At 44.0% G+C, this 25,131-nt stretch carries 19 protein-coding genes; 6 read left to right on the forward strand and 13 right to left on the reverse strand.

Translation table 11 applies throughout. The features are described 5' to 3' along the window. The first annotated feature begins 6 nt into the window (after positions 1-6). Together flgL and AACS92_RS21815 are read left to right on the forward strand one after the other, a co-directional pair. The gene (flgL, locus tag AACS92_RS02270; protein WP_099109750.1) at positions 7-972 is read left to right on the forward strand and encodes a flagellar hook-associated protein FlgL; all 966 of its coding nucleotides are present in this window, start codon (positions 7-9) and stop codon (positions 970-972) included. Between the two features lie 332 nt (positions 973-1,304). After that, a complete protein-coding gene (locus AACS92_RS21815; RefSeq protein ID WP_193756912.1) occupies positions 1,305-1,655 on the forward strand; it encodes a DUF2645 family protein in 351 nt (116 codons plus the stop codon). Positions 1,656-1,736: 81 nt separating this feature from the next. On the opposite strand, the gene AACS92_RS02275 is transcribed toward AACS92_RS21815, so the two are convergent. Continuing rightward, positions 1,737-2,066: an antibiotic biosynthesis monooxygenase family protein gene (locus AACS92_RS02275; protein WP_099109752.1), complete on the reverse strand. Its 330-nt coding sequence runs from the start codon at positions 2,064-2,066 to the stop codon at positions 1,737-1,739. A 130-nt stretch (positions 2,067-2,196) separates the two neighbouring features. Here AACS92_RS02275 and AACS92_RS02280 point away from each other — a divergent pair, with 130 nt between their 5' ends. After that, a complete protein-coding gene (locus tag AACS92_RS02280) occupies positions 2,197-2,880 on the forward strand; it encodes an ArsR/SmtB family transcription factor (RefSeq protein WP_099109753.1) in 684 nt (227 codons plus the stop codon). A gap of 68 nt (positions 2,881-2,948) precedes the next feature. Here the strand turns inward: AACS92_RS02280 and AACS92_RS02285 are convergent, their stop codons facing one another. After that, entirely contained in the window at positions 2,949-3,875 is a 927-nt protein-coding gene (locus tag AACS92_RS02285) for a hypothetical protein (protein WP_099109754.1), read from the reverse strand. A gap of 511 nt (positions 3,876-4,386) precedes the next feature. On the opposite strand from AACS92_RS02285, the gene AACS92_RS02290 reads away from it, so the two are divergent. Next, on the forward strand, positions 4,387-4,821 hold the full coding sequence (locus AACS92_RS02290) for a VapA/VapB family virulence-associated protein (protein ID WP_099109755.1): 435 nt from the start codon (positions 4,387-4,389) through the stop codon (positions 4,819-4,821). A gap of 357 nt (positions 4,822-5,178) precedes the next feature. On the opposite strand, the gene AACS92_RS02295 is transcribed toward AACS92_RS02290, so the two are convergent. The 8 genes from AACS92_RS02295 to AACS92_RS02330 all read right to left on the reverse strand — a co-directional run bounded on the left by AACS92_RS02295 (position 5,179) and on the right by AACS92_RS02330 (position 19,295). Further along, positions 5,179-6,234, reverse strand: a complete 1,056-nt coding sequence (locus AACS92_RS02295) for a FecCD family ABC transporter permease (RefSeq protein WP_099109756.1) — start codon at positions 6,232-6,234, stop codon at positions 5,179-5,181. After that, positions 6,231-7,241 (reverse strand): FecCD family ABC transporter permease, encoded by a 1,011-nt coding sequence (locus tag AACS92_RS02300; RefSeq protein WP_099109757.1) that lies wholly within the window; start codon positions 7,239-7,241, stop codon positions 6,231-6,233. The genes AACS92_RS02295 and AACS92_RS02300 overlap by 4 nt, the downstream gene beginning before the upstream one ends. 2 nt (positions 7,242-7,243) lie before the next feature. After that, positions 7,244-8,041 carry an ABC transporter ATP-binding protein gene (locus tag AACS92_RS02305; protein ID WP_099109758.1) on the reverse strand — a complete coding sequence of 266 codons (798 nt, stop codon included), beginning with the start codon at positions 8,039-8,041 and terminating at the stop codon, positions 7,244-7,246. A 223-nt stretch (positions 8,042-8,264) separates the two neighbouring features. Then, the gene (locus tag AACS92_RS02310; RefSeq protein WP_099109759.1) at positions 8,265-9,425 is read right to left on the reverse strand and encodes a histidine decarboxylase; all 1,161 of its coding nucleotides are present in this window, start codon (positions 9,423-9,425) and stop codon (positions 8,265-8,267) included. Then, positions 9,403-10,758 carry a putative histamine N-monooxygenase gene (basC, locus tag AACS92_RS02315; protein ID WP_099109760.1) on the reverse strand — a complete coding sequence of 452 codons (1,356 nt, stop codon included), beginning with the start codon at positions 10,756-10,758 and terminating at the stop codon, positions 9,403-9,405. Before basC ends, AACS92_RS02310 begins: the two co-directional genes overlap by 23 nt. A 20-nt stretch (positions 10,759-10,778) precedes the next feature. Next, positions 10,779-15,314, reverse strand: a complete 4,536-nt coding sequence (locus AACS92_RS02320) for an amino acid adenylation domain-containing protein (protein ID WP_193756913.1) — start codon at positions 15,312-15,314, stop codon at positions 10,779-10,781. Between the two features lie 89 nt (positions 15,315-15,403). Further along, entirely contained in the window at positions 15,404-16,363 is a 960-nt protein-coding gene (locus tag AACS92_RS02325) for an ABC transporter substrate-binding protein (RefSeq protein WP_099109762.1), read from the reverse strand. A gap of 88 nt (positions 16,364-16,451) precedes the next feature. Continuing rightward, positions 16,452-19,295, reverse strand: coding sequence for a condensation domain-containing protein (locus tag AACS92_RS02330; protein ID WP_206602241.1), 2,844 nt, complete (start codon positions 19,293-19,295; stop codon positions 16,452-16,454). A 213-nt stretch (positions 19,296-19,508) separates the two neighbouring features. On the opposite strand from AACS92_RS02330, the gene AACS92_RS02335 reads away from it, so the two are divergent. Further along, positions 19,509-21,653, forward strand: coding sequence for a TonB-dependent receptor (locus AACS92_RS02335; RefSeq protein WP_206602242.1), 2,145 nt, complete (start codon positions 19,509-19,511; stop codon positions 21,651-21,653). A gap of 345 nt (positions 21,654-21,998) precedes the next feature. After that, positions 21,999-22,595: a class I SAM-dependent methyltransferase gene (locus AACS92_RS02340; RefSeq protein ID WP_099109763.1), complete on the forward strand. Its 597-nt coding sequence runs from the start codon at positions 21,999-22,001 to the stop codon at positions 22,593-22,595. A gap of 392 nt (positions 22,596-22,987) precedes the next feature. Here AACS92_RS02340 and AACS92_RS02345 read toward each other — a convergent pair whose 3' ends face one another. From AACS92_RS02345 to AACS92_RS02355, 3 genes are all read right to left on the reverse strand, one after another. Further along, positions 22,988-23,317: a cupin domain-containing protein gene (locus AACS92_RS02345; RefSeq protein WP_099109764.1), complete on the reverse strand. Its 330-nt coding sequence runs from the start codon at positions 23,315-23,317 to the stop codon at positions 22,988-22,990. Positions 23,318-23,498: 181 nt separating this feature from the next. After that, positions 23,499-24,242 (reverse strand): 2,3-dihydro-2,3-dihydroxybenzoate dehydrogenase, encoded by a 744-nt coding sequence (gene dhbA / locus AACS92_RS02350; RefSeq protein WP_099109765.1) that lies wholly within the window; start codon positions 24,240-24,242, stop codon positions 23,499-23,501. Further along, complete coding sequence (locus AACS92_RS02355) at positions 24,239-25,123, reverse strand: isochorismatase family protein (RefSeq protein WP_099109766.1); 885 nt, start codon at positions 25,121-25,123, stop codon at positions 24,239-24,241. Before AACS92_RS02355 ends, dhbA begins: the two co-directional genes overlap by 4 nt. Positions 25,124-25,131 lie beyond the last annotated feature (8 nt).

Here is a 25,131-nt window from a genome sequence, read left to right on the forward strand (position 1 = left end):
GATACTGTGCGTGTAAGTACGAATCAATTATACGGCCAGAAAATGGATGGGATTTTTGGCGCTCAATCCAAATGGATGAAATATGGTGAACAATTGTCCAGCGGACGTCGGGTTATTAACCCATCTGATGATCCTCTGGCGGCATCGCAGAATATTATGGTTTCTCAGTCTGAATCGAAAAACCAACAATTTACCACTGCGCGTATTTTTGCCAAAAATGCAATGTCATCCCAGCTGAGTATTACAGCGAACGCCGTTAAGGTAACAACGAATGTGTTTGAAACTTTAGTGGCAGCAGCAGATGAACAAAGTGATCAGGATCGTTCATCCTATGCACAGCAATTGAAGGGTTTTAAAGACGAGCTGTTAAACCTTGCCAATAAAACCGATGGCAATGGCCGTTATATTTTTGCCGGCTATAAAACCGATGTGCCGCCTTTTTCGGCGGATAAAGATGGCAAAGTCACTTATGTTGGTGGGTCTGAAAAAATCACTCAGAAAGTGGATGATAACCGCTCAATGGTTATCGCTCATACAGGACAGCAGGTCTTTTTATCCTCGCCTCCGAATCCAATCAAAGAACCTGATGGCAAAACTGATAGTGAGTCTGATATTTTTGCCACTATCGATATGGCCATCAAAGCTTTAAAAGAGCCATACAGTTCAGCAACTGAAGAAGAAAAAAACCAAGCAGCGGAGCTTATCAACAAAGCTAACCGTGGTATTCGCAATAGCCTGAATAACCTCTCTTCTGTTGAAGCGGTACTGGGTTTACAGCTTCAGGAACTAGAACAGCTGGATTCTCTGGGTAGTGAGCGCAGTATTGCCAACAAAGTTCGCTCAGGGGAGTTAGTTGATGTGGATTGGACTTCCACGATTTCCAATTATTATCAGCAACAGGCTTCTTTGCAGGCTTCTTTCAAAGCATTTACTGATCTAAAAGGAATGTCTTTGTTTGAGATGTATAGATAATATATTCTAATTTAATTCTGTGATTTCTGGCTCTTATCGGTTTGCGATAAGAGCCTTTTATTTCCTCTTTGGTTCCTTAATAACGCTTTGTTATTAATTGTTTTAATGGCTTATACCTCTTAATGTGTATTGAGTTCTTTTGCATTCAGTAAATCCCTTCTTTTTTTCTTATTATATTATTTTATCTTGTGATCGAGATCTTATCTTTGATAGGTAAGAAGAATCACGTATTAAGTTTTTTGATATAAACGTTTCAGATTTAAGTTAGTGAACTTAGGAAAGGATTAAATCTCGTCTTATGCCTTATAAACAGATAAGAAAAACAAATGTGCATGAAAACTCTAAATATACTCGCCTGTATTACTTTTATTTTGTTCAGTACGATATTGATAGGTTGTTTGTCAACTGTTGATTATGAATGGACAATCGGAGAGGAAGGAATAAATACCGTTTGTGATGTCGTCAGCTCTTTTGTTATTGATGATGACAGGGTATTGACTGCACCTTTATGTCTGTTTTTTTTGCTGCCTTTTATACTGATATTTATCGTAAAAGGAGTAAAAATTTTTTCAGTATGTAAATTCAAATCGATCAGCTATATGTTGATTGCAGGATTTGTAATAGGATACTGGTACTGGATGTTTTTTGGTCGATTAATGGGGTGCTCATTTGCTGTATATTAGCTGTGGCTAAGACAATTTATGACTTAAAAGGTGGCGAGTATATCGGGAGATGCTGGCAACCGATCTCCCGATAGCTCAGGGTTAATCTTCCTTTGGCACTTCTTCCCGTTCATACATGCCATAATCACGAATAATGGCTGAGACTCTCAATTTATAATCTGCAAATACCCCATTGCGTCCTAATATTTGTGCTTCCCGGTGCTGGCAGGTATTCCGCCACTGTTTAACAGATTCCTCATCCCGCCAATAGGATAATGAAAGATATTTATTATTTTGAGACAGACTTTGAAAGCGCTCTACAGAAATAAAGCCCGGAATAGTATCCAGTAGTGGCCTTAGCATGGCTGCGGTGTCAAAGTAACGCTCACTTTGGTTTTCTGCGATTTCGACTTCAAATATAACTGCTAACATTATCGTTTCCTTGAAGAATAGAAAACGCAATCATATATTGCCGTTTTGACGGTTACTTCGCTGGGTAGCGAAATATATCCTTCGTTTTTCAAGTAACCTCTTTGTTGGCTGTATCGGGTATGGGGTAGATATGTGTGAATTAACTCTGGAGAAAAAAGTCACTGTAGTTTCTGCATTATTATCGGATCGTGCTCGTATCTGTATGCTATTTCTGATGATGGACGGACGCGCTTACACAGCGACTGAATTAAGCACTGCTGCTGATATAGCACCTTCGACAGCCAGTGCACATTTAAGCCGGTTAGTAGAACAAAATCTGGTGAGCTGTATTAAGCAGGGGCGATACCGTTATTTTAAAATTTATAGTAAAGAAGTCGCAGTATTGCTGGAAAGCATGATGTGTTTTGTGAATAGTGAAAGTTTCGGGGTTGTGAAAACGTCGACACCAAAATCATTGCGTTCCTTCCGAACTTGCTATGACCATATGGCCGGAGAAGTCGCCGTAAAAATTCATAACAGTTTGCTGTCCCGTTTTTGGATAACGGATGATTACCGCTTAACGCCACAAGGTAAAGAATTTTTCTTTTCTCTTGGTCTAAGTTTGGATGCGAAAACAATTTCCGGACGGAAATTTGCCTGTTCCTGTCTTGACTGGAGTGAGCGATATTTCCATCTTGGTGGTTTTCTGGGTTCATCGCTGCTGAATCTTTTTTTGCAGAAAAAATGGGCTATCCGGCAATTGGATAGTCGGGAGCTGACGTTGACAGAAACAGGAAGAAGGGTGCTTATGCAGCGATTTTGTGTGGAAATATAGGTGGTATTTTTACACCACCTATTGTCCGATAAAAAGGCAATTTGAAAGATGAAAAGTATAAATACATTCTACAACTCAACACCTTTATAACCAGCCATAATCTGAGCCCATTCCTGTCGGGCAAACCATTTTTGGGTCTCTGCGTTGTAATGCATATCATCGGGAGTAAATACCCCAAATTGGGTGGAGATCCCGTTATAGTTTGGTGCATTTCTGGCATCGACGAGTGTTCGATACTCAGGATTAGCCACAATCACACTATTCATTGCTTCGGAAACATAACTGGTATTAAGGGGGTCAAACCAGACTGAAAGCGGGTAATAAAATCTCCACGGTATATTGCGCGAGCCTATGGCATCACTGAGACCGGTAACGATACGGGTAAAATTCATTTCTGCGGCTTTTGCTGCGGCTAAACTTTCAGTTTCTGCTTCCCACTGATTCCAGTGAACGGCCAGTATACGGGGATTTTTACCCATTTTACGCAGAGAATTCACCGCCATCCGTAATGTCCTGACTGCGCGTGGATAGAGGGATTCTACATCATCAGGATCCCGCTCTGGAGCCCAACGGTTATCAGGAGTATCGGGTAAATACATTCCTTGCCCACCGTACCCCATAAGAATGACATAAAGATCAGGTAAATGAAGAGTATTACCGGTGTTAATATGATTTTGCCAATAGCGGGCAAAACGATTGGCGATATTAACCGGATGATCCTGATTACCCCGCTGTAAACCACACGGAGCCCCGATATTGGCATTGCCAAAACTCGTCAGGCCTGTCCAGTTAATAGTTGAAAAATTTACGCTATAAACTTCCGGCAGAGACAGAGTAAATACATTATTTAAACCCTGAGTAATTGCTTCATTTGGTGCCAGTTGAGTGGCGTGACCGTAACTATTTGACTGCCCAAGAACAATTAATAATGGAGCATCATTGTTTCTCCACGGTAGGGATTTTACTTCAGAGGAGGACAAAATTTTATCTATCATGAAGATCTCCTTTAGTATTTTAAATCTGATTTATATAAAGGCGATACTTTTCTGCATAACAGAAATTAACTTTTTTCTTAAAAAGATCAATAGATAATATGTTTTAATTATCTAATTTAATAAGATAGTCAGTATATGAGTTAGATTTCGATAGAGAGATTTATTAATTGTTATATTAAAAAGTATTTCAGATGGGAAAGATAAAGGGAATTCATAAGGATGGGTTAAGGTTTGTAAATCTAAGTCATCAAAATGGAATATAATCACTTATGTATGAAAATACTTTTAATATAATAAAATGATATTTAGTGTGTAATTTGAAATTATCCATACTTGTTATTGTAATGCATTTTAATTTTTTTATAGATAGAGAGATAAATTTAATGATGCTTATTTCCTTTGGGGTAAATTACCTTCATAGAAGGGGTTGCTACTATTAAAAATAGTATCCAATAAGGGAGTGGGATTATTTTTTATATTTTTTAATTTCATACGATATATAGGTAATATTATGAGTGAAAAAGTAAATTTAAAAACGATTGAAGAGTTTAAAAAACAAGCAGAAGGTAAATGGGAGCCTGAGCTCATTGATAAAACAGTAAAAGAAATGACGTCTTTGGAAATAGAGGGCTACGCTGCTTTCGTTGCTGTAGATAGTTCCATTATTCGTCAGCACTTTAAAGTCGGGTTGATAGATTATACAGAGGTTTTTAACGGTTCTTCATGGGGATTCGCTTCTCTAGGTGTAGGCAGTTCAGCTGGCGTTATTTTAACAAGCAATTTAGATAAACTTTTTTCTGATACTACAAATTTTTGGTTTTTCGGAGCTACCGATTATTTAACTCTGAGTTTCTACAGTGCAGATGGTTCTTTTCTTGGAACTTTCCAGGGTGCAGCTCTCTCCATGGTAGCAGGTGGTGGTTATGGATCAGGTAGCTGGAGTTAATTATTTTATTTCTACTGAGAATGATAAAAGTTTTAATTTTAAAAAATGCAATAGGAAGCCCTGTCGCTCACTTGTTAATTAAGTGTTGTGCAGATTAATCTTTTATTATTAACGAATTGAATTTCTAATTTCACTTTTATATATACTTAGTTATTAAACTAAGGATATATAATTTTAGTCTAAAATAAAGTTTAAGGAATTATGTGATTGACAATAATTGATCACACCTGAGATATTTTCCAAAATAGAAAAAACCATCACTGAAAGTGTTCTATTCAGAAGAAGACTTTTCAGTGACGGTTTAAATGACACATAGATGAATAACGGGCACCATTCCACAATAGATACAGCAAATATTTAGTGTTTACGCAGTGCGCGAAGCCGCATTGTCAGGATGAACAGGGGCACACCAATAAGTGTGAAGCTCAGCCCGATAGGGATAAAGACGCCTGCTGGTGCTGCTTTCGTTATGATATCTGCTGCAATGACTAGATTGCCGCCCACCAGAGCGGAAAGAAACAAACGGGCGCGTCCGGTAGCCGATGAAATAAAACTGGCCAGATGTGGTGCCAGTATCCCTAGAAAGCTCAATGGCCCTACTGCGGTGACAGATGCAGCGCTTAACAAGACAGAGAATCCCATCAGCATAGGGCGGGAATATTTGATAGGTTCTCCAAGGGACAAAGCAAGTTCGTTTCCAAGTTCATAGCGATTTAACGCGGGGCCGATGAGCAAAATGCCGATAATACTCAATAAAAATAATGGCATGAATGATGCGATAACTGACCAGCTTGCCTGAAATAGTGATCCTTCCATCCATCCGGCAAGATGCAGGGATAACTCTGTTGGAAGATAGAGAATAAGAAAAGAGCTGACTGAACCGAGAACGGACGAGACAGCAATTCCCATCAATAAAATTGCCAAGCCACTTGCGCGATTATTGCCGACGAGTAAAGTCAAAAACAATGCAACAGCCAGCCCACCAGCCAGTGCAGCAAGGACGATCAGTATGTTAGGTGCGGTGGGAACGAACGCCAGCAAGATGATGATCATTGTCATAGACCCCTGACTTATGCCAAAAAGACTGGGGTCGGCCAATGGATTACGAGCAATCGGTTGTAGAATAGCGCCGGCAAGGGCCGCGCACCAACCAACCATCAGCCCCAATAAAATATGCGGGATCCGTACAACCCAGAGTGCATAAAACTGCTGGTGTTCCAGCGAATTACCGAAAAGCATATGCAAGAATTCATAGACACCAACGTCCGTAACTCCCACGCTTAAAGAAATAACGACGAGTATGATCGTAATGGTAAATAGACATAACCCGACTTTTATATCGAGGGTACGCATTTGTAATCCATTCGCGAAACGTAATACTCGTTTTCCGTCTATTGCCTGACTGAACTTCATAACAATCTCGCTGATGTTGTTGAAAGATAGCGTTTTCTGATGATCCAGATAAAAAACAGCCCGCCCAAAAAATCCATCAGAATACCGGTATGTATGACATAAGGCTGGAAGAGTGTCTGCGCACAAAGATTAGCGATCAGGCAGACACTTGCTCCTGCCAGAGCACAGGCTGGCAGCGACAGCATAAAGTTCTGTCCAACCAAAGGCTTGACAATATGGGGTACAACCAGCCCTACGAAACCGATCGGCCCGCATATGGCAACGGCAGAACTGGATGCAACTATGGCGGCAATTAGCGCAATGCGCGAAATAAGCGTTGCATTCACACCAATCGAATGCGCTTTTTCGTAACCGAGCAGAATGAGCGTCAGAGGACGAGCCAGTAATAAAAGCACGATTAAGGCCAGCAGTCCGAACCACCAGAAATGGTGCAGTCTTGTGATATAAACATGATTGATAGCCCCTGCTAGCCAGCTCAAATATTCAGTTCGCGTTTCAGGATAAGCAAGAAGAACAGCATTACTTACCCCAAGATAAAGCATCGCTATTAATGTGCCAGCCAGTATCAGCAGCAAGTCGCGAGAAACGGTGTTAACGCCCGCCAGACGAGATATTAAAAGAGATGACAAAAAGCCAAATAGCCCACCTAAAAGGGCCGCTATGCCTTGTAATGTCAGGTCGAGCGAAAACACGATTGCACCAGCTACGACAAACAGGGTTGCACCGGCATTGATGCCTAATGTTGATGAAGAAGCCAGCGGGTTGCGGATAAGCCCCTGGAAAACAAGACCGCTGCATGCCATCACCGCTCCGACATAGACAGAAATCAGCGCACGTGGCAGTCGCTGGTATAAAATAACGGCTTGTTCATAGTTTTGTGGTTCAGACTGGGTTAAAGCGGCATAAATTTGCGAAAATGACGCAATATTTGCACCGAAAGAAAGACTAAAAAAGAAGATCAGCAGTAATAAAAAAGGTGCGAATATAAAGAATAGACTCGGTTTCATCGTTATACTCCGAACCAATTTTCAGGTTGGTTTATGCCCGGATAAGGCTGACAGATAAGGCTGCCGTTATAACTGAAAATATCAGCCGGAATATCGAATACACGCTGGATATTATCTACGGTTATTGTTTTACTCACAGCGCCCGCGGCAACGACGTTGCCAGTATTAAGCATCACAACATCATCGGCAAAAGTGGTTGTCAGATTTAAATCATGTAACACTACAACGATAGTTTTTCCGTGCTGAAGTGAGAGATCACGGATCAGTTTTAGCACGGTGTACTGATATTTGATATCTAAGTGATTGACGGGTTCGTCCATAAGAATGATGTCAGTATCCTGTGCAAGCACCATCGCCACCCAGGCCCGCTGGCGTTGTCCTCCTGAAAGGGAACTGACCTGAGAATTGGCCTGATCAGCCAAGCCGACGATTTCTAGCACATCATGAAACAGTTTGCGATCCCGCGCAGATGCCCCGCCGAAAAGAGAATGGCGTCCACAAGCAGCCAGTTCGATCAACTCTCCCAGTGTCATGTAGTCCGGGCAGTGGCATTCCTGTGGCAGATAAGAGATCTTTCGGGCCAGCGCTTTGCGGCCTATTCCTGTAATCGGCTTACCTTCCAGTAAAATTTCCCCGCTTTTCAGTGGAATGAAGCCCATGATGGACTTCAGAAGTGTTGACTTACCGCAGCCATTAGACCCGACGAGTGCGGTAATGCGCCCTTGGGCAAAGTCTACTGACAAATCATGCAATACGGTTTTTTTACCGTAAGTTGCGGTGATATTTTTTGCTGTAAGCACCAAAAGCTCCTTCAGTTATCTTATATATAAAAAAAATTGCAGTGACATGGTTAGGGTTCAGGCAGAATACCAAAATCACCCTATCCATAACACAGCAGAAAAATGATGGCTGTTATCGTTTATCTGACGAGCAGTCAGGTTACGGTTTTATCTTATGGATGACCCATTCTCTGCGTCCTTAATGCCGCATAGCCTGAAAATAATCAGCCTCACTATTATTGTTTTACTGCTCACATACAACATTCCGCACGTTAACGATCTGGCGGGAATCAGCAATAACGTCATTGATTAAGATATCGATTTTACTACTGTCGTGATGATGTGGTGTGGTTATTAAGTGTGCCGTGTTTCCTGATGTTGCCAGACAATGCTTTTTCCAGACAGCGACAGACGGGCAGGGAAATACCACTGTAATAGAGTTGTCATGACACCAGGCATCTATCCCCGCAGATCGGAAACGCTTGACGGCATATTGTGCCATTTCCAGACAGCGTTTGACGCGGTGATGCCAATCGGCGAACGAATGGCTGCGAATAGCCGCCCACATCATCAGTGGCGTCTGGCCATTACGTGAACCGGAGATAGTCTTGTCCTGAGCCGAAATATAATCAATATCAACGGAAATACGTTCGACATTTTTCCGTTTCGCAACAACAATTCCGCAAGGAATGGGTGAGCCTATCATTTTGTGCCCGGAGACACTGATTGAGTCGATACCATCGGCAAAGGTGAAGGGTTGTGGATTATCTACAAATGGCAAGATCATCCCACTTAAGGCGGCGTCAGCATGTAGATAGTAATTTTCGCGGGCGATACCCGCTTGCTGCATACGCTGTTGAATGATTTTTATGTTATCCACCGCACCGCGCAATGTCGTGCCAATGTTAGCAAAGATGATGGGATGGGGTTCTTTATGAGCGATGATTTTCTGTAGCAGGTCATGATCATCTATCTCACCGGTGGGTAAGGATTCCACTAAACAAGATTTGATACGCAATAATTTGACGATTTTTGCCACCGAATAATGAGTATCTTTTGAATAATAGAGCGTTCCATCCGGGAATAATTCCCGCCCCAGATAGCAGCCGAACATATTACCTTCCGTTCCCCCGTTGGTCACATAGCCCCAACTGTCTTCAAAAGGGATTCTGAACAGTTCAGCAAAGTATTCCATGACTTCTTTTTCGAACTCAAAGGAGTTTAAAAGATAGTTGCACTCTGCTCCCCAGTCCCCGCAATTGTTGATAGAGAACTGCATGAACCGCTGTAAGTAAGAGTAATCAAAGTCTGAGGATTCAGGATAACCGATATTGAAATGCTGGTTTTTAACACAGTGATACCAAAATGCATCTAGCCTGTCCTTATCGGCAAGGGATAACGTCATTTTTATCTCCGATATTGTGATGTTCTTGCAGACCAAAGCTCTGGAATGATGAGTTCTGAGGCAGGCGATAATGCGCTCGGCCAAGAAGCTGGTTGGCAATAATGCTATTACGATATGCGCCAAGTCCCAGATCGGGAGAACCAATGCCGTGTTGGAAGATCTCAGCATTCTGTACGAATATAAGGCCTTTTCCTTTATCAAGGCGTTGAGCGCTAAAGTTCTCTTTCACAATCAAATCACCATAATCATCGGTGGCAAGTACCGTCTTCTTGAGTCCTTCTAGCCATTTGGGGCTGGTGTGCTTATAACCTGTAGCAGCAACAATGGCGTCAGTCTCAATGAAACTGACTTCATCAAGCTGCTGATGGCGAAAAACGATCCGCAGTGCCCCGGAGTCTCTTATATTTTCCACCTGCTCAACCTCGCAGTTTGAAACAAGGGAAAGACCCGGATCACGACCGCCGATGGAACGTTCATACAAAATATCGAAGATATCTGCGATAGTTGAGACGCTGATACCTTTATAAAGCCCCCCTTGACCCGATGCGATCGTGCGGCGTTTTTCTCTGCTTAGGCTGTGGAAATGGTTCATGTAAGCAGGCGTAAAACATTCCTGGCCGAGTTTCGATGATTCCATCGGGTGGAAACCGGCAGAGCGGGTAATCCACTGGACTGAAGCACCGTCTTCTATCATTTCAGGAGTCAACGCACTATAGAGTGCCAGCACGCATTCAGCAGCACTTTGCCCTGAGCCAATCACGGTGATACGTCGGCATGTTGAGAGTTGTGCTCGTTTGTTGATGAAGTCTGCCGAATGAAAGATAGGTGCTTTAGTTTGGATGTTAGCCCATTCAGGCAGGAACGGGGCTGTTCCTATACCAATGGCAAGATTACGACTGTAGTACTGATGCGTTGAACGCGTGTGAGTCTTACTTTCAATAATGAAACGCTCAGATGTCAGGTCATAAGCCACATCAATGACATTTTCACCAAACTGACAGGAGGGAAGTTGTTGTGTCACCCAGCGGCAATAATGGTCATATTCCTGACGAGGGATCTGAAATTTTTCATAGTAATAGAATTTGTAAATACGGTCGTGCTTATGAAGATAATTCAGGAAGCTCAGAGGATGTGTAGGATCTGCCATCGTGACCAGATCGGCCAGAAATGGAACCTGTAACGTTGTCCCCGGTAGCAGGAGACCTTCATGCCAGCGAAACTCAGGCTTGCGATCGAGGAAAAGGCTGGTCAGATTAGAGTGTGACGAAAGCAGGGCCGCTAATCCCAGATTGAAGGGGCCGATGCCAATACCGATAAGGTCAATATTATTCATGTTAATAATCCGAACTGTTTTCAAAAGCGCAGAGATGCGTTCAGTTGCTGTTCAACCTCTGCGGCATTACGGCAACGCAGCAATTGTAGTAACGAAACATCGATAGCAAATTCCTCGGAGATTCGTACCGAAATTATTTTCAGATGCTGGGGGCGTAATCCCATGCTGATGAAGTCGCTGGAACCATCAAAATGACTATCTTGTGATTTGCCGAGTACGTCCAGATAGATTTCCAGCACTTTCTTTTTCACTCCAGTCTCTTCTATCTCTGCCTGTCTTTCAGGGGAAGGATCTTGTCGAATAGTCGATGCTTCATGCACAGATTCCATCAATAGGCTGCGTGCTTTCGGGCGGTCAGGTTTACCATTTGGTGAGAGCGGTAATTCGGTGACCTGTGCGAACCGTGTGGGAATATGTGATGGAGGCAGACATTGGCTGGCGTATTTGCGCAATTCTGCTCCTGACAGGGCATCTTCTTTTAGCGGTACATAAAGTACGCCGATAGAGGTTTCACCATGCATTTCATCACCATAATTCACCACAAGAATGTGCTTAACTGATGGATGACGAACCAGTTCATTCTCGATATCCGGCAACGAAATACGCACTCCGCGCACCTTGACGTAACCGTTGACACGGCTATCAAAAACAATGATGCCATCGTGACGATAATGCCCGTGATCGCCGGTTCGGAACGCTCGGATGTCTTCTCCGTTTGTATCCCTGATGGTGACAAAATTGGTCTGGGTGAGCTTCCCGTTTTCCAGATAACCCAATGCGACGTTGACGCCAGCCGTATGAATAAGGCCAGTCACACCCACCGGACAGTGGTTACCACACTCGTTTAACAGGAAGTAGCTGTTAGCAGGCAAGGGCTTTCCATAAGGGATTTGACTGATATCATCCTGCCCAATTTCGTGCCATATACTCCATATAGTCGTTTCGGTTGGTCCCCCTAACGAAATCAACCGCACTGCCGGTAGCAGTGTACGTAAGCTACCAATCACAGCAGGTTTGATGTAATCGCCACCCTGAGCAATCAACCGCAGGCTTTTCAATTCATCACCCTGACGGCATGCGAGGAGCATTTCCAAAATAGCAGGCACAGAGCACCATAATGTGACCTTGTGTCTGGCAACTAACTGGTTCCAGCACAGGGCATCCTTTTCTTCACCGACAACGGGAAGAACCAGTGTTGCACCGGCGGTCAGGCACCCCAAAACGTCGAAAACTGACATATCATGATGTAAAGGCGTTACAGAAATGAAGACATCCTGATGTGTTACAGACCACTCTTTAAGGGTACTGGTAATGACATTCGATGTTGATTTATTGGATAAAACAACGCACTTTGGCCTTCCGGTTGTCCCTGATGTGTAGAGATAATAAGCGGGCGTTTCACTTGATGAGAGAGCGTCAAGCGGAAGTGGGAGTTCTGCTAAAGGTTCAGCTGATAAGAGTGTTTCAGGCATTTCCGCCGGATGTTCAATACCTTCTCTTTTTATCGTTACGACAAGATCCGGATGACAGTTTTCAAGGAGATAATGCAGTCGCTCTGAGGGGGAGTCTGCGTCTATCGGAACCCAGATCACTCCTGTTAATGCGCAGGCTAGGGTTACTGCTGTATGTTCAGGCCCACGGTGCAGGCAAAGGGCGACAACGCTACCCTCGGAAAGTCCTTTCTCCCTGAAAGCGCTCATTATTCGACGTACATCATGCCCCAGATCAGCGTAGCTGATATGTCTGTCGCCACAGATGAGTGCCGTTTTGGTGTTTTTGTTGTCGAAAATATTGGCGGCTATCCGGCTGAGAAATTGTCCGCAGTGAAAATCAGCTTCGACACCGTTTAATCGATAGTGGTCTGTATCGATAATATTCTGCGCTGAAAGGGTGAATACGCCTGATGATACGATGGCCTGTATCGCCTTGCTTAGAGCCTGTAAAATGTCCTGAATGAAAGTGGATTCAATCGCGGCAGTTGCATAATCGATGTCAAAAACAAGCTCTTTATCCGCATTAGTTGAAAAACGGATATCCATTGCGACTTGTGGTGTCTGAGTCAAACCGCGATGCAACTGCATACCACTATCCTGACCTGATACCGGCCATGAAAGTCCGTTGGTAATGACGACAGGTAAAACAGGGCTAGCCCCATTTTTTTCAACCAGCATGCGGGTAATGTCTATACCTGAAAATGCAAGGTGTTCAATCCCTTCCATCACATCGTTCTGTAAGGTACTGGCCCGTTCAGAAAGGTTGCCTTGCTCAGCATTCCAGTTGACCACAATAAAACTTGAACGATTACACAAAACACCAGAGATCTGCGGTGCTACGGGAATACCGATAGATAGATTCTTCTCTTCGCTCCAATGAGACAGAACTTCAAGCACCAGTGCCATAATAGTGGAATTCTTAAAAAGCGTTTGCTTAGTACCGGCTTTTGATACTGCGGCATAATCTTCCCGGGCTACAATCAAGCTTTGTCGTGCATAGCGGGATGTGCCAATTTGCACCAATGGTTTTATCCACGGAAGTCTTGGGGCGCTACTGACGGCTTCAAGCTTTGCTTTCCAATACGCTTCATCTATTTTGCGCTTTTCAGAGATATCGTCATCATTTAAGGAGGCACTGGTATCCGCGACAAGTGATACTTTGCCCTCGAAAAGTTCTACCATCAGAGCAGCTATCGAACGCCCATCAAGGATCAGCGCGTCGAAACGAATAAACGCGACTAGCTCTTCCTTTTCTGATTGATTCTTTGGTAAACGGCATTCTGGTAAACGAAATAATGTTATATCCCACGGAGAGCGCTCTAAATTGCAAAGTGCATGGGCATATTCTTCACGGTGGTTTTCTACATGGCGGAGAGCATCTTCCCGTGACATAGCGCTCAGGTCGACTTGGTGTAAATTGATATCTGCATCTGCACAAACATATTGGACAAGTCTCTTGGCATCGATTCGGGTGCGCAAGCTTTCATGACGCTGAACCATATCCTCCAGATTATTTCGCAAACGCGCTAATTCCATGCTTCCGCGGTATTCACGAAATTCTTGCATTGCGACGCCACCAAGCGGTAATTCTGCTCGTCGCCCAAGCAGATACGCCAGTTGAAGAGCGGTTAATGGTTTTTCCGTGTTATCTATCTTTTCCATATTGTTTTTCAGGCCAATATTGTTTTTCAGATCAATTTGCGCGGTAGAATCAGCGGGTTTGCTCCTGATTATTGATGATAGGGCTGCGACGTTATTGGATGAAAATTGTATTGCTTCATCGAATTGTTGTGGGTGTGTAGCGATTTCACGGACGAAACTGACAAAATTGTCAAACATTGAGGTTATCCATGCTTCTGGCAGTATATCCAGACGAATGTCCCAATTGATGAGAATACCGCCATCGGCAGATGCCACTTGCGCATCAAGGGCAACTTGCGGGCCTTGTGAGATAACCCAGTTCATAGAACCAAATGCCTGCTTGACGCGATCTGAGAGAAGTTCTTCCCCCGGCATATCCAAAGCTGCGGTGAAGACGACTGGAGTTAATTGCGTTGCACCATGATGCCGGGAAAGGTCACGCATCAGATTCACACCCGGATAAGCCGAGTGAGCGAGCAAATCTGTCAGTTGCTCGCTAAGCTGTTGACTAAGATCAGCAGGACTTTCAGCTCCATTGATATCAACGCCGAGGATAAGCACATTAGAGAAATCGCCGACAATTCTTTCTACATTATCTACATGGGGAGAGCGCCAGAACATCGGCACATTGAGACGAAACCGCTTATCTCCGGTATGCTTTCCAAGAATAATGGAGAAAAGCCCCAACATCAGGCTCGACATAGTTATCTTATGTATACGGGCAAGTCTTTTCAGCGCCTGACGTTCGTCTGGCTGGAGCCATGCCGCTAAGCGGTGGCTGTGAACCTGATCGGGCGGAGTTTTGTTAATAGGCAGAGCAGGGGCTGGTGGAATATGTGGAATACGTGAACGCCACCAGATTCTATCCCTTTCACGGGCCGCTTTCAGGTGGGGATCGGTGCGCAGTTGATCGCACCATTCGAAATATGATGCGACTACCGGAGCTGGCTGGTCTGGATTATCATAAAATATCGCCAGATCCTCCATTAATACCCGGAAACTGGAAGGATCGACAGCTATCATATCTGTATCAATATGCAGGCGAAATTTTCCGTCATTTAGCAGACTGAGCGAGAATCTCGATGCCTGACCAGAAGAAAGATCAAGTTTCTGATGCGTCCACTTCGTACGTTTAACGAGAAGTAACTTCTCCGCTTCTTGTTCTGATAATCCGCGAAAATCTTCGACCTCCGGCAATAACGATTCACTGAATGAAGTCACAGACTGAAGACCCTCAGCATCGACACAGAGTCTTAGCATAGGGTGTAGAGAACAAACGCGTTCCAGAGCCTGTTTAAATCGACTCACTTCAATGTCATCGCCATCGAACTCAGCATAAAGGTGCGCGGCAACGCCTCCCAGATCGGCCTGAACATGACGCCCGACCCAGTAGGCTGCCTGCATTGACGTTAATTCTCTCATAGTTTATTCACGTGGTTGAAAAATGCTGTTAATAGGTACAAGTATAAAAATAGGTTGAATGCGAGCAGCCTCTGGCGAGCAAGATCATTTTATTGCTTCGACTTAGCCCATTCTTCCACGGCTTTAAGCGTATGCTCCGCACTGGCAAACGTGGGGGTAAAGACTTCACCTGCATTAAGGAAAACAATCCGTTTTTCGCGGGCGGGTTTCATATAGTGCGCCCATCCGGGGACAACCCGATCAAGCGCGGAGCGAATGGCCTTCTCATCGTGTTCCTTACTGCCCCAACTGTTGAGAACGACCAGAACGTCCGGGTTAAGCTCGCCTAATTTATCTGCACTCAACTGTAGAAGCAGTTGGGATGAATTGGCAGAAAGGCCGCTTTGTTTCGAGAGGTTCAGACGGGTGAAACCCAGATCTTCCAATGCCTGAGTGAAACCGGTTGCTTCGCCAACGACATTGATCTGATCTGTGACAAGGATCGGCAGATAAGTCTGTTTAGCCGGATTTTCCGGCAAGAGAGCGCGCGTTGCGGCAACGCGTTGCAAATATATATCCCGTCGTTTTTGAAAGCTCTGCTCACGTCCGGTCAGTTGAGCCAGATTTTCTTCAATATGAAAATTGTGGGATTTTCCAGAAAGGAAATTTTGCAGATAGACAGGGGCGATCGTTGAAAGTTGTTTTACCTTGTCGATATCAAATTCTGTTCCGATAATCAGGTCGGGCTTCAGCGCGTAGAGTTTTTCCAGATCAATCTCCCGGCCAGCACCGATGCCTTTTGGTTTTGTACGCCCTTCACCCAGTACAGTATCGACGAAATCTGTTCCAAGCTGGTAGATACCATCTTCCGTGCGCCCGTAACTGCCTACAGGTTCAACACCCAGCTCCATTAAGGGCAGGCCGATAGCTGGCTCGCTCATAACCACAATACGCTGTGGCTCCTCAGGAATAACGACATCCCGCCCTAAGGTATCCGTAACCTGCCGTGATGCGGCAAAGGCCGATGTTCCCATTAGGCACATTAATATTACAGTAATAGCAGATCGCATAATGTTTTCTCTTTCAGAACGGATCAGGGTTATATGAGTCAGTCAGCAAACACTGACCGACTCACGTTAATCATGGTTGTTATAGATATCACACAGTAACTTGAGCAAGGGGAAGGCTTAAGGCCCCAGGTGTGGTGAAGAATGAGAAAACTTTCTCTATTGTTTTACAGAGACGTTGGATAAGTTCTTCAGGGTAACGCTCTTCACGGTAAGTGATGACCAACCGCATGATTCTTTCACCATCAATGACATCTTCCATAATTTCGAATTGAAGACCGAACATGGATTCCTTTTTATCGGGATCGATTTGTCGATAGCGTATATTGTGACCAAGCGGGGTTTTAAGTACACCATTCAGTGCATTATTGGCATGGATCTGAATATAAACATCGAAGATCAGTCCCTCCTCAGGCGTCATCCCCAACGATTGTTGAATAAGATCAAGCGGTACATCTGCATACGGCATTGAATTATTGATTGTATCTCTGGTGTCTTCGATCAGTGTACCGACGGGTTTCTCCGGATAGAATTGCAGCCGGTGTGCAACCATGGTGGTGAAATAGCCGACTGTTTCATAAGTATCGTGTTCGGTTCGGCCCGATGCAGAAGTACCGATTACGATATCCTTCAGATTACCGAGCTTATGCAACGAAAGCGCAATTGCAGCGTAGACGACACTGAACAGGGATGCGTTATTTTGCCGGGCAAAGGAATAGAGATGATGAGTGATTTCAGGTCTGGGTTTGTACTCGATCCAGCCAGCTTTCGATGAACTTTCATGCGCTGCAACCGTTTTCTGGTTGTCAGATAAGGTGAGTTCTAATCCGCGAGTTGCATCACGCAGCATGTTCGTCCAGTAATCGAGATGCTTTTGATTAAAACCGTTTGCTTGCTGTTGCAGAGCAAATTGATGGAATGATAATACGGTTTTTTTCCAGCTAGGGGCCACACCGGAAGAGCGTGATAAGTAAGCCTGGGAGAGTTCATCCATCAGAACATTCAGCGACCATTCATCAATAACCATATGGTGGACCAGAAGCGATAATATCTGACGTCCGGTTTCTGCATTGCGGAGTAGTCGTATTCTGATTGGCAATTCACGGGAAAGATCGAACGTATAAGCCGCTTCATCATCAAGGTGTACACCCTGATTTTCGTGACTGAACCAGAACCATTTATAATCACTCATGTCCGACATCGTGACAATCTGCTGATAAACCTCTCCATTTTGAACATAGAACAGGGTACGCAGACTGGAATGGCGTTCTATAAGATCAGAAAAAACCTGTTCAAGGATTGTTTCATCAACCTCATCAAGAAAATCCAGAGCAAATGGTAGATTAAAGATAGTGCCAAACTCATAGGCCTTATAGGCATTCCAGAGCGAGGTTTGTGCAAGTGCCAATGGCGCGGTTAAATGATCATTCTGTGCCGAACAGATGGCGCTTTTATGCTGATTTTTTCTGATTGCACGGGATGCCAAAGCAGTAGCTGAAGGATGGCTGAAGAAATCACCAAAGTGTACTTCCAGACCGTGCGTACCAAGCAATTTACCGATAATACGTGTTGCCAGCAGGGAATGACCGCCACAATCAAAAAAATCATCCTCCAGTGCCATATCTTTAATCGCCAACGCTTCACGGAATTCCGACAGGATTATTGTTGCTATTTCGTCAGTGCCAACGGAGATTTCTTTGCTGGTGGCATCATGCGTAGAAGGTATCTCTGAGTCCGACACAGATTTCACGGCTAAGCTCATCATGGCATCTTCAGTACCTTTAAGAAAAGATACAAAACGGCTCATCAAGAACTCTCCGGCATGGCTGGAAACCGACTGGCCGGTTGTTAATATAAGACTAATTTCCTCTGTACTTTCATACTCCATTGCCAGCTCAAAATCGGGTCGCATTTCATAGGTGGGTAACAGTATTGACTGACTCAGTAATCTCTGTTGTTCAATCAGATCGTTCGGGCGAGATAACAACCGAACATATACCTCCGGTTCATCACTCCCTGTTACCGGAGCATCGGAGAGAAAATGGTCTTCGTTTGGTTGAGCCTGAAGTTTATCCATGATGGAGCTGATAATTTGGGTTTCCGCCATGTCAGGTTCGATAACAAGGCGACGGAACCCGTCCGACTGTAACAGACACAGTGTTAGCTTTTTCTGGCTTCCAAGCAGAGCGATGAACTGGGCAAATCGGGCAGAAATAAGAGCTGGCACATAGTGAGGTAATCTGTTGCTAGGAAGAGATTTTTCCAGTTCATTAATTTTAAGCCCGGTTTTCCAACGCAGTGCGAGCCTGTCTTTATTCAGGTCAGTTTCCTTACCAAAAGAGGAGTGAATGGTGGCATTCTCATTGTTGCGGCAACATAGCCAGGAAACAACAGAAGTTGCCTTTCCATCGTAAGGTAATAAAGAAACGCGTTTTAGCGGTGGAAGTTTTACTAAGTGACCGGCATAAGCGCGGATCAGCATTTCGAGAATTTCGGTTTCATGGCAAGTTTGTGCCAGTATTTCGTGCAAGATCAGAGCTAAAACAACTTTCTCATTTCTTTGTATTATCAATACATTGAAGGGTGGATTTTGTTCAGGGAGCCAGACAGATGCTTGCACAGTTAGCATTTTCTTGAGCATGTCTGAATGTGAATTGGCATGGAAAAACTCAAGGCACGACTGCCAGCTAACTGCTCGGGTTTTATACAATTCACCGTCATCATTTAGCTCATAACGTACGTTCAAATCCGGTATTGCTTCAACAATAGATTGGACAGCCTGCACCATCATTGAAATATTAATATCATCATGAAGTTGCCAGGCTGAGAGCTGTTTAAGTACGCGGTCAGGATTCTGTTGCTGGAGTAACCAGATATGTTCTTCATAACGGGATACGGCTACGTGCGATAACTTTCCTGAATCAATATTCAACATAAAAAATCCCGCTTTATCAAACTAATTAGTTGTTTTTTTAAAGTGTATTAATACGGGCTAATAGCCATTAAATACTGCTCAGGGAAGCCAGATGTTACCCGAAGAATATGTGCTGTAACGGCCCGTATTTGAAGAAATACTAACAAATATGTAATTGACAAATTAGAAGGTTAACATAATATTACCCGCCTGTGAACACTAATGATAATGATAATGATAATGAGAATCATCCCGAAAAAGACAGTAACTCCCCTAGCTATCAAGGCAGGAAATCAGATTTTTTCACGCAGAAAAATGTTACTTAACAGCGCAATTTTGCTTTCTTTATCCTCTCTGGGGGGGCAAGCGATTGCGTCTGATAAAGTAGAGAAAAATGAAAAGAGGAACGATGAAGCCGATATCATCACTGTAACCGGTGAAAAAACGGCAAGATCACTACAAAGAACGGCAAGTTCAGTTACCGTTATCTCCAGACAGGAGATACGAAATAAGCCCGAAGCGACAACCATCGGTGGTATGTTGCAGGGTACACCCAATGTGCTTTATACCAGTAATACAGAGGCACCGAGTATTCGCGGCATTGAGACGAACGGCCCTCTTGTCGGGGGAAATACTTTTCTTTCCAAACCGATACCCCGAGCAACCACCAGTGTTGATGGTCGTTATATAAGTGCGGCGGAATTCAGTTTGGGAAGAGGGCCTATTTGGGACGTGAATTCAATAGAAGTCTTCCGCGGCCCACAAACCACAACACAGGGAGCAAACAGTATTGCCGGGGCAATTATTATCAAGACAAACGATCCCACCTTTACTCCCGAATTCGATGGTCAGGTTTTGTATGGAAGCCACCAAAAGAAACGAGCGTCCTTTACTGTTAATGGGCCGTTGACAGATGATCTCGCGGTACGCCTCGCGGTGGATTACAGCGGCAGAAATACGTTTATGAAATATACCAACCCTCGATTCTATGATTCTGATATGAAGAAAGGTTCTGAAAATCTGGATGCCCGGTTTAAAGCACTTTGGCAACCACTGGATAGTCCTTGGCTGGCTAAACTCACCTACTTCCATACAGCAGCAAAAAACTCTGATGCCGAGTCTGCTTCATTGCCTTACCGTAATTTGAAGAGTATGACCGCGGGCATAAACAGATCTAAGACCAGCAGTGATATCGGTATCTTCGATCTTCAATATGATTTTGACAACGATATCGTGCTCTCCAACCAGCTTCAATATTCTGCATCGAAATACCGTTACACTTTCACGAAGATGTTGCCAGGTATCGCAAACCGTGATTCGAACAATATCACTAACGAAACACATTTGAACTTTGGTGATGAATATTCAATCTGGAGCGGAGTGACAGGGCTTTATTATTCGCGTGATAAGGCCAGAAATGTGCTTAATAATGTCTTGGGCAAGGCTGATGCCGATTTGACTAACACGAGCATTGGCCTTTTCTCTGAGGCGACCAGACGTTTTGCAGGAAAATGGGCTCTGACTGGCGGTTTGCGTTATCAATATGATCAGGTTAAGCATGAAGGGATCAACAGCTATGTACCCGATGTTTATCATGAATATAGTAAAGGGTTCCATGCTGTCCTGCCGAAAGTTTCCCTCGCTTACGATATTACTGATGATGTCACTGTCGGTACTTTAGTCAGTAAAGGTTATGCTCCGGGTGGTACAGGTGTGAATTTCTCCGGGCATTCTTATTATACCTTTGCCCCGGAAAAGGCCTGGAATTATGAGTTGTTTGCCCGTGGTAAAGCCATCAATAACCGATTACTGGTAACCAGCAATATTTTCTATACAGATTATAAGGGGTTCCAGAGTGCTGTAGATGATTACAGGGAAGACAAATCTAACGGTTCGATTCTTGTTAACGCCGATAAAGCGGTAAGCTATGGGGTTGAACTCAGCGCAGATTATCGGGTACTGGACAATTTAAGCTTAAACGGCGGGCTTGGATTACTTCATACTGAAATCAAAAAATTCGCTGATTATCGAGGCAACTCGTTTGAAGGAAAACACTTCTCTAAAGCACCCGGTTATATGTTTAATATCGGAGCTGACTGGAATATCACCGAACAATTCCGTCTGAGTGGATCTCTTCGTTACGTGGATCATTACTTCTCTGATGACCAAAACGATCCTGAATTACGAGTCAGCTCTTATTCAGTTTCCAATCTTCGTTTCTCATATAATCCGACTAATAATCTGGAACTTTTCGTCTACGGAAATAACATTTTTGACAGACGTGCACCGACAAATAAGTATCGTGACCGTACTGCCGGGCTTTCTGGCAATATGCTAGAGCCGCGTGAAGTGGGTATTGGTGCGAAAATGAGCTTCTAAAAAAAACAGCATTGAGTGCGCCGATCTTCGCTTGAGCAGGATTGGCGCCTCCCACAGTAGAAAATGACTTGTTCCCTAGATACCCACGCCTTCTATGTACTCTCATGCCAAAATTCTTAACTGGATATCGAGCAAAAATATCCTTTAGATGTTCTGTGATATGACAAGCAAAAAGCCAATATTAGCATTGATATCTTGATTGGAATTACCATTACCTATAAATGTATAAACTTTCAACAGGACATTATGGTAAATATGGTGGTATGACAAAAAACAAATCCACTGGGTATCGTGTTTAATATACTCAATTATTTATAACTATTTAAATATAAGGCTAAATTACTGATGTGGAACGAAAGGTATTCATGCTCTGATTACATCTTTGGTACCGAACCGAACATCTTCCTTACCTCCTGTGAACACCTGCTATCACCAGGAAAGTCGGTATTATCTGTCGCGGATGGAGAAGGTCGGAACAGTATCTGGCTTGCTTCGCAGGGGCTGAATGTGACGGCTTTCGATATGTCCGATGAAGGCCTGAAAAAAGCGAAAAAGCTAGCTACCCTTAATGATGTGTCGGTTAATTTCAAACTCTCTGACATAGAAAACTGGCGCTGGGTTCCGGAACAGTTTGATATTGTGGTTGCCATTTTTATTCAGTTCGCACCACCTGCGATGCGTAGGAAAATCTTTGAAGGAATGAAAACGACACTACGGCCAGGAGGGATGATACTGATGCAGGGTTACAGACCGGAGCAGTTAGAATATGGGACTGGGGGACCTAGGGAGCTTGAATATTTTTACACACGGACGTTATTAGAAGAAATGTTTGGGGATTTCAGAATATCCAAATTGGATGAATATGATAGTGAACTTCAAGAAGGAACAGGTCATTCTGGTATATCTGCTTTGATTGATTTAGTCGCATTTAAACCGAGTTGATTAATATCCTTCCGGCGCTTTATAAGGCCGATGTGTATACATCGGTTTTTCTGCGCAATTAATGGATTACTCAGCCTGACTGAAAGTTAAAGATAATAAACGATAGGGCAGGGGGAACTAATCATTGTCTGTTCCCCTGCCTTTATTTCAAATCACGTATATACATTTCGTCTTTCAAGTTGCCTCTTTGTTGGCTGCGTTCGTTCACCCCAGTCACATAGTTATCTATGCTCCTGGGGATTACTGAGAGGCTCCGGCCTTTCACCGGAGGCCAGCCTTTGGCTGGGCAAATTCGTTCCCGACGAATTTGTTACTCCCTTGCCGCCGCGACACATCTTGAAATCCATTGTGTATAGGAATAATTATCTGAATTTATGACTTGTCAATTTTTATTAATTCGCAACTATAGGTTCGATTAATAGCAGCTTGGTTAATACTGTGGAAGAAGGTTTACTTTCTTCTCCTTTAGGAACTACAAAAAACTCACCTTGATTTATTATTACGTGTTCATCTTTAAAATCTATACGTAGCTGACCCTCAATCACCATAAACACCTTGTCTTCTTTTTCATGTGTATGCCATATAAAATCACCATCTGCGAGTAATATAATTATCTTATATTCGTTTGTTTCAGTTATTACCTTCGGTGACCATACTTCTTTGATTAAATCAAATTCTTGTTTTAAATTTGTTACTTTTCTCAATGCAGCAATAGGGTTCATGTTATGTACCTTTCCTTTAGCTAGTTTTTGATTTTAACTTTTAATGCTTACCAATTATATGGAATTATCGTTTTCCGGTTTTTTTATCTTATAGACAGGAAAATATTTTATCGCTATTTCTTAACCTATTTGGTTATTACGTCATTACAGATTTATACGCAGTATATAGATATATTAAGTATCAGGCACCAAGCGTAGCACCTCCATCAATGACAATATCCTGTAACGTGATGTGACTTGCTTGCTCAGAGGCTAAGAACAGAATGACATTAGCTATTTCATCGGGTTGTGCGATTTTCCCGAGTGGAATGCCCAGTTTAAATTGTTCGGTAATGCCGTGAATCAAACGCTGATGCGCTATGTCACCATTGAGCATCCCTTCCAGCATTGGGGTTAACGTGGAACCCGGCGAAACAATGTTACATCGTACCCCAAATGGTGCCAGTTCAAGCCCCACACTCAGGCACAGGCTGCGCATTGCTGCTTTAGACGCACAATAAACTGCCATATTCACGCGCGGTACATGGGCGGCGTTAGAGACTATCGAAACGATATTACCACTGCGCTGACGCTGGAAATGTGGAATGAGTATTTTAAACAGATTAAATGCTGCACCAGCATTAACGTTGATTGAGCTTTCCCAGTCTTCACGGCTTAACGTTTCTGCTGAGCCAAGACGCAAAATTCCTGCGCCATTAACCAGTACATCCAGCCCGTTTTCCTTCAGCAGTGGAGGGCAGATTTTTTGCACCGAACCATCGTCACTGACATCCAGAATGAGCGTCTCAAACGGCATTGAATCGGGGAACTTGAGATCGAATCCTAAAACCTTAGCTCCTGCTTCGTGAAAGCGGAGAGCTGTGCGGTAACCGATACCGCTCCCGGCTCCCGTCACCCAGACGGATTTTCCCTTGAAGCTATTCATCTCGCCTCCAACTCGCCGTTCAGTAATACGAGCCAGTTTCGCAATGTTGGTTGTTTCATTAAGGAGGTAAAATCAAGCTCGTACCCTTCCTGCCGGCGTTTGGAGACGAAAGACATCATGCGTAGCGAGTCTAAACCATAATCAAGCAAGTTTTCGTCATCATTGATGTCGCACACATCTTCATCCAGTGTGGATTGCAGTATGGTAAGCAAACGGTCCCGATCCCATTTATTTTCTGTTGCGGGAGAATCGAGTGCCGATAATGCCATATCGGTACTCAACACTTGTCCGGAACGGCCAGCAGTGTAGCGTAGCGCCATCATGTGCTCTTCCCGGCTGAAGTCTGCCAGTGCATCGCTTACCATAAACGCCTGTATATCACGCATAAAGGCGTCAGTAGCCGTAGTCAGGCAGCCGATATGAGCATACACGCCACAGATCATAAGCTGGTCGCGCTGACGTTCTTTCAGATGAGTTTCCAAATCAGAGCGCTGAAACGCGCTGTAGCGCCACTTCACCAGCACAGTATCCTGTTGTTCGGGGGTCAGTGCTGCCGCGATTTTTTGCTGTTCTGGATAGCGGTTCAGCCCCGGTCCCCACATATCATTTAGTAACGCTCGCTCGACGTCACTCTGCTGGTCCGGCTGAGCTGTATAAAACACTGGGATGCCGAGTTCATGGCAACGGGCACGCAGAATAACAATGTTGTTAATAACCTGCTGAACCATTTTGCTTTCTTTTCCCCAAAAGTTGAGGAAATATTCCTGCATATCGTGAATCAGCAGAGCGGCACGCTGCGGCTCTAACTGCCATTCCACTTTATTTGCAGGTAAGGTGGCCTCATCGGGCAGGGTATAATCCTGAAGTTTAGGAATGCTCATGGTTTATT

Source organism: Xenorhabdus sp. KJ12.1, from assembly GCF_963876495.1.
Classification (GTDB): domain Bacteria; phylum Pseudomonadota; class Gammaproteobacteria; order Enterobacterales; family Enterobacteriaceae; genus Xenorhabdus; species Xenorhabdus stockiae.

What these genes read in the sequence shown, in the direction of transcription:
- AACS92_RS21815 (WP_193756912.1), top strand. Translation starts at nt 1,305, where the DNA reads ATGAAAACTCTAAATATACTCGCCTGTATTACTTTTATTTTGTTCAGT.
- AACS92_RS02275 (WP_099109752.1), bottom strand. Translation starts at nt 2,066, where the DNA reads ATGTTAGCAGTTATATTTGAAGTCGAAATCGCAGAAAACCAAAGTGAG.
- AACS92_RS02280 (WP_099109753.1), top strand. Translation starts at nt 2,197, where the DNA reads ATGTGTGAATTAACTCTGGAGAAAAAAGTCACTGTAGTTTCTGCATTA.
- AACS92_RS02285 (WP_099109754.1), bottom strand. Translation starts at nt 3,875, where the DNA reads ATGATAGATAAAATTTTGTCCTCCTCTGAAGTAAAATCCCTACCGTGG.
- AACS92_RS02290 (WP_099109755.1), top strand. Translation starts at nt 4,387, where the DNA reads ATGAGTGAAAAAGTAAATTTAAAAACGATTGAAGAGTTTAAAAAACAA.
- AACS92_RS02295 (WP_099109756.1), bottom strand. Translation starts at nt 6,234, where the DNA reads ATGAAGTTCAGTCAGGCAATAGACGGAAAACGAGTATTACGTTTCGCG.
- AACS92_RS02300 (WP_099109757.1), bottom strand. Translation starts at nt 7,241, where the DNA reads ATGAAACCGAGTCTATTCTTTATATTCGCACCTTTTTTATTACTGCTG.
- AACS92_RS02310 (WP_099109759.1), bottom strand. Translation starts at nt 9,425, where the DNA reads ATGACGTTATCCCTTGCCGATAAGGACAGGCTAGATGCATTTTGGTAT.
- basC (WP_099109760.1), bottom strand. Translation starts at nt 10,758, where the DNA reads ATGAATAATATTGACCTTATCGGTATTGGCATCGGCCCCTTCAATCTG.
- AACS92_RS02320 (WP_193756913.1), bottom strand. Translation starts at nt 15,314, where the DNA reads ATGAGAGAATTAACGTCAATGCAGGCAGCCTACTGGGTCGGGCGTCAT.
- AACS92_RS02325 (WP_099109762.1), bottom strand. Translation starts at nt 16,363, where the DNA reads ATGCGATCTGCTATTACTGTAATATTAATGTGCCTAATGGGAACATCG.
- AACS92_RS02330 (WP_206602241.1), bottom strand. Translation starts at nt 19,295, where the DNA reads ATGTTGAATATTGATTCAGGAAAGTTATCGCACGTAGCCGTATCCCGT.
- AACS92_RS02335 (WP_206602242.1), top strand. Translation starts at nt 19,509, where the DNA reads ATGATAATGAGAATCATCCCGAAAAAGACAGTAACTCCCCTAGCTATC.
- AACS92_RS02340 (WP_099109763.1), top strand. Translation starts at nt 21,999, where the DNA reads ATGTGGAACGAAAGGTATTCATGCTCTGATTACATCTTTGGTACCGAA.
- AACS92_RS02345 (WP_099109764.1), bottom strand. Translation starts at nt 23,317, where the DNA reads ATGAACCCTATTGCTGCATTGAGAAAAGTAACAAATTTAAAACAAGAA.
- dhbA (WP_099109765.1), bottom strand. Translation starts at nt 24,242, where the DNA reads ATGAATAGCTTCAAGGGAAAATCCGTCTGGGTGACGGGAGCCGGGAGC.
- AACS92_RS02355 (WP_099109766.1), bottom strand. Translation starts at nt 25,123, where the DNA reads ATGAGCATTCCTAAACTTCAGGATTATACCCTGCCCGATGAGGCCACC.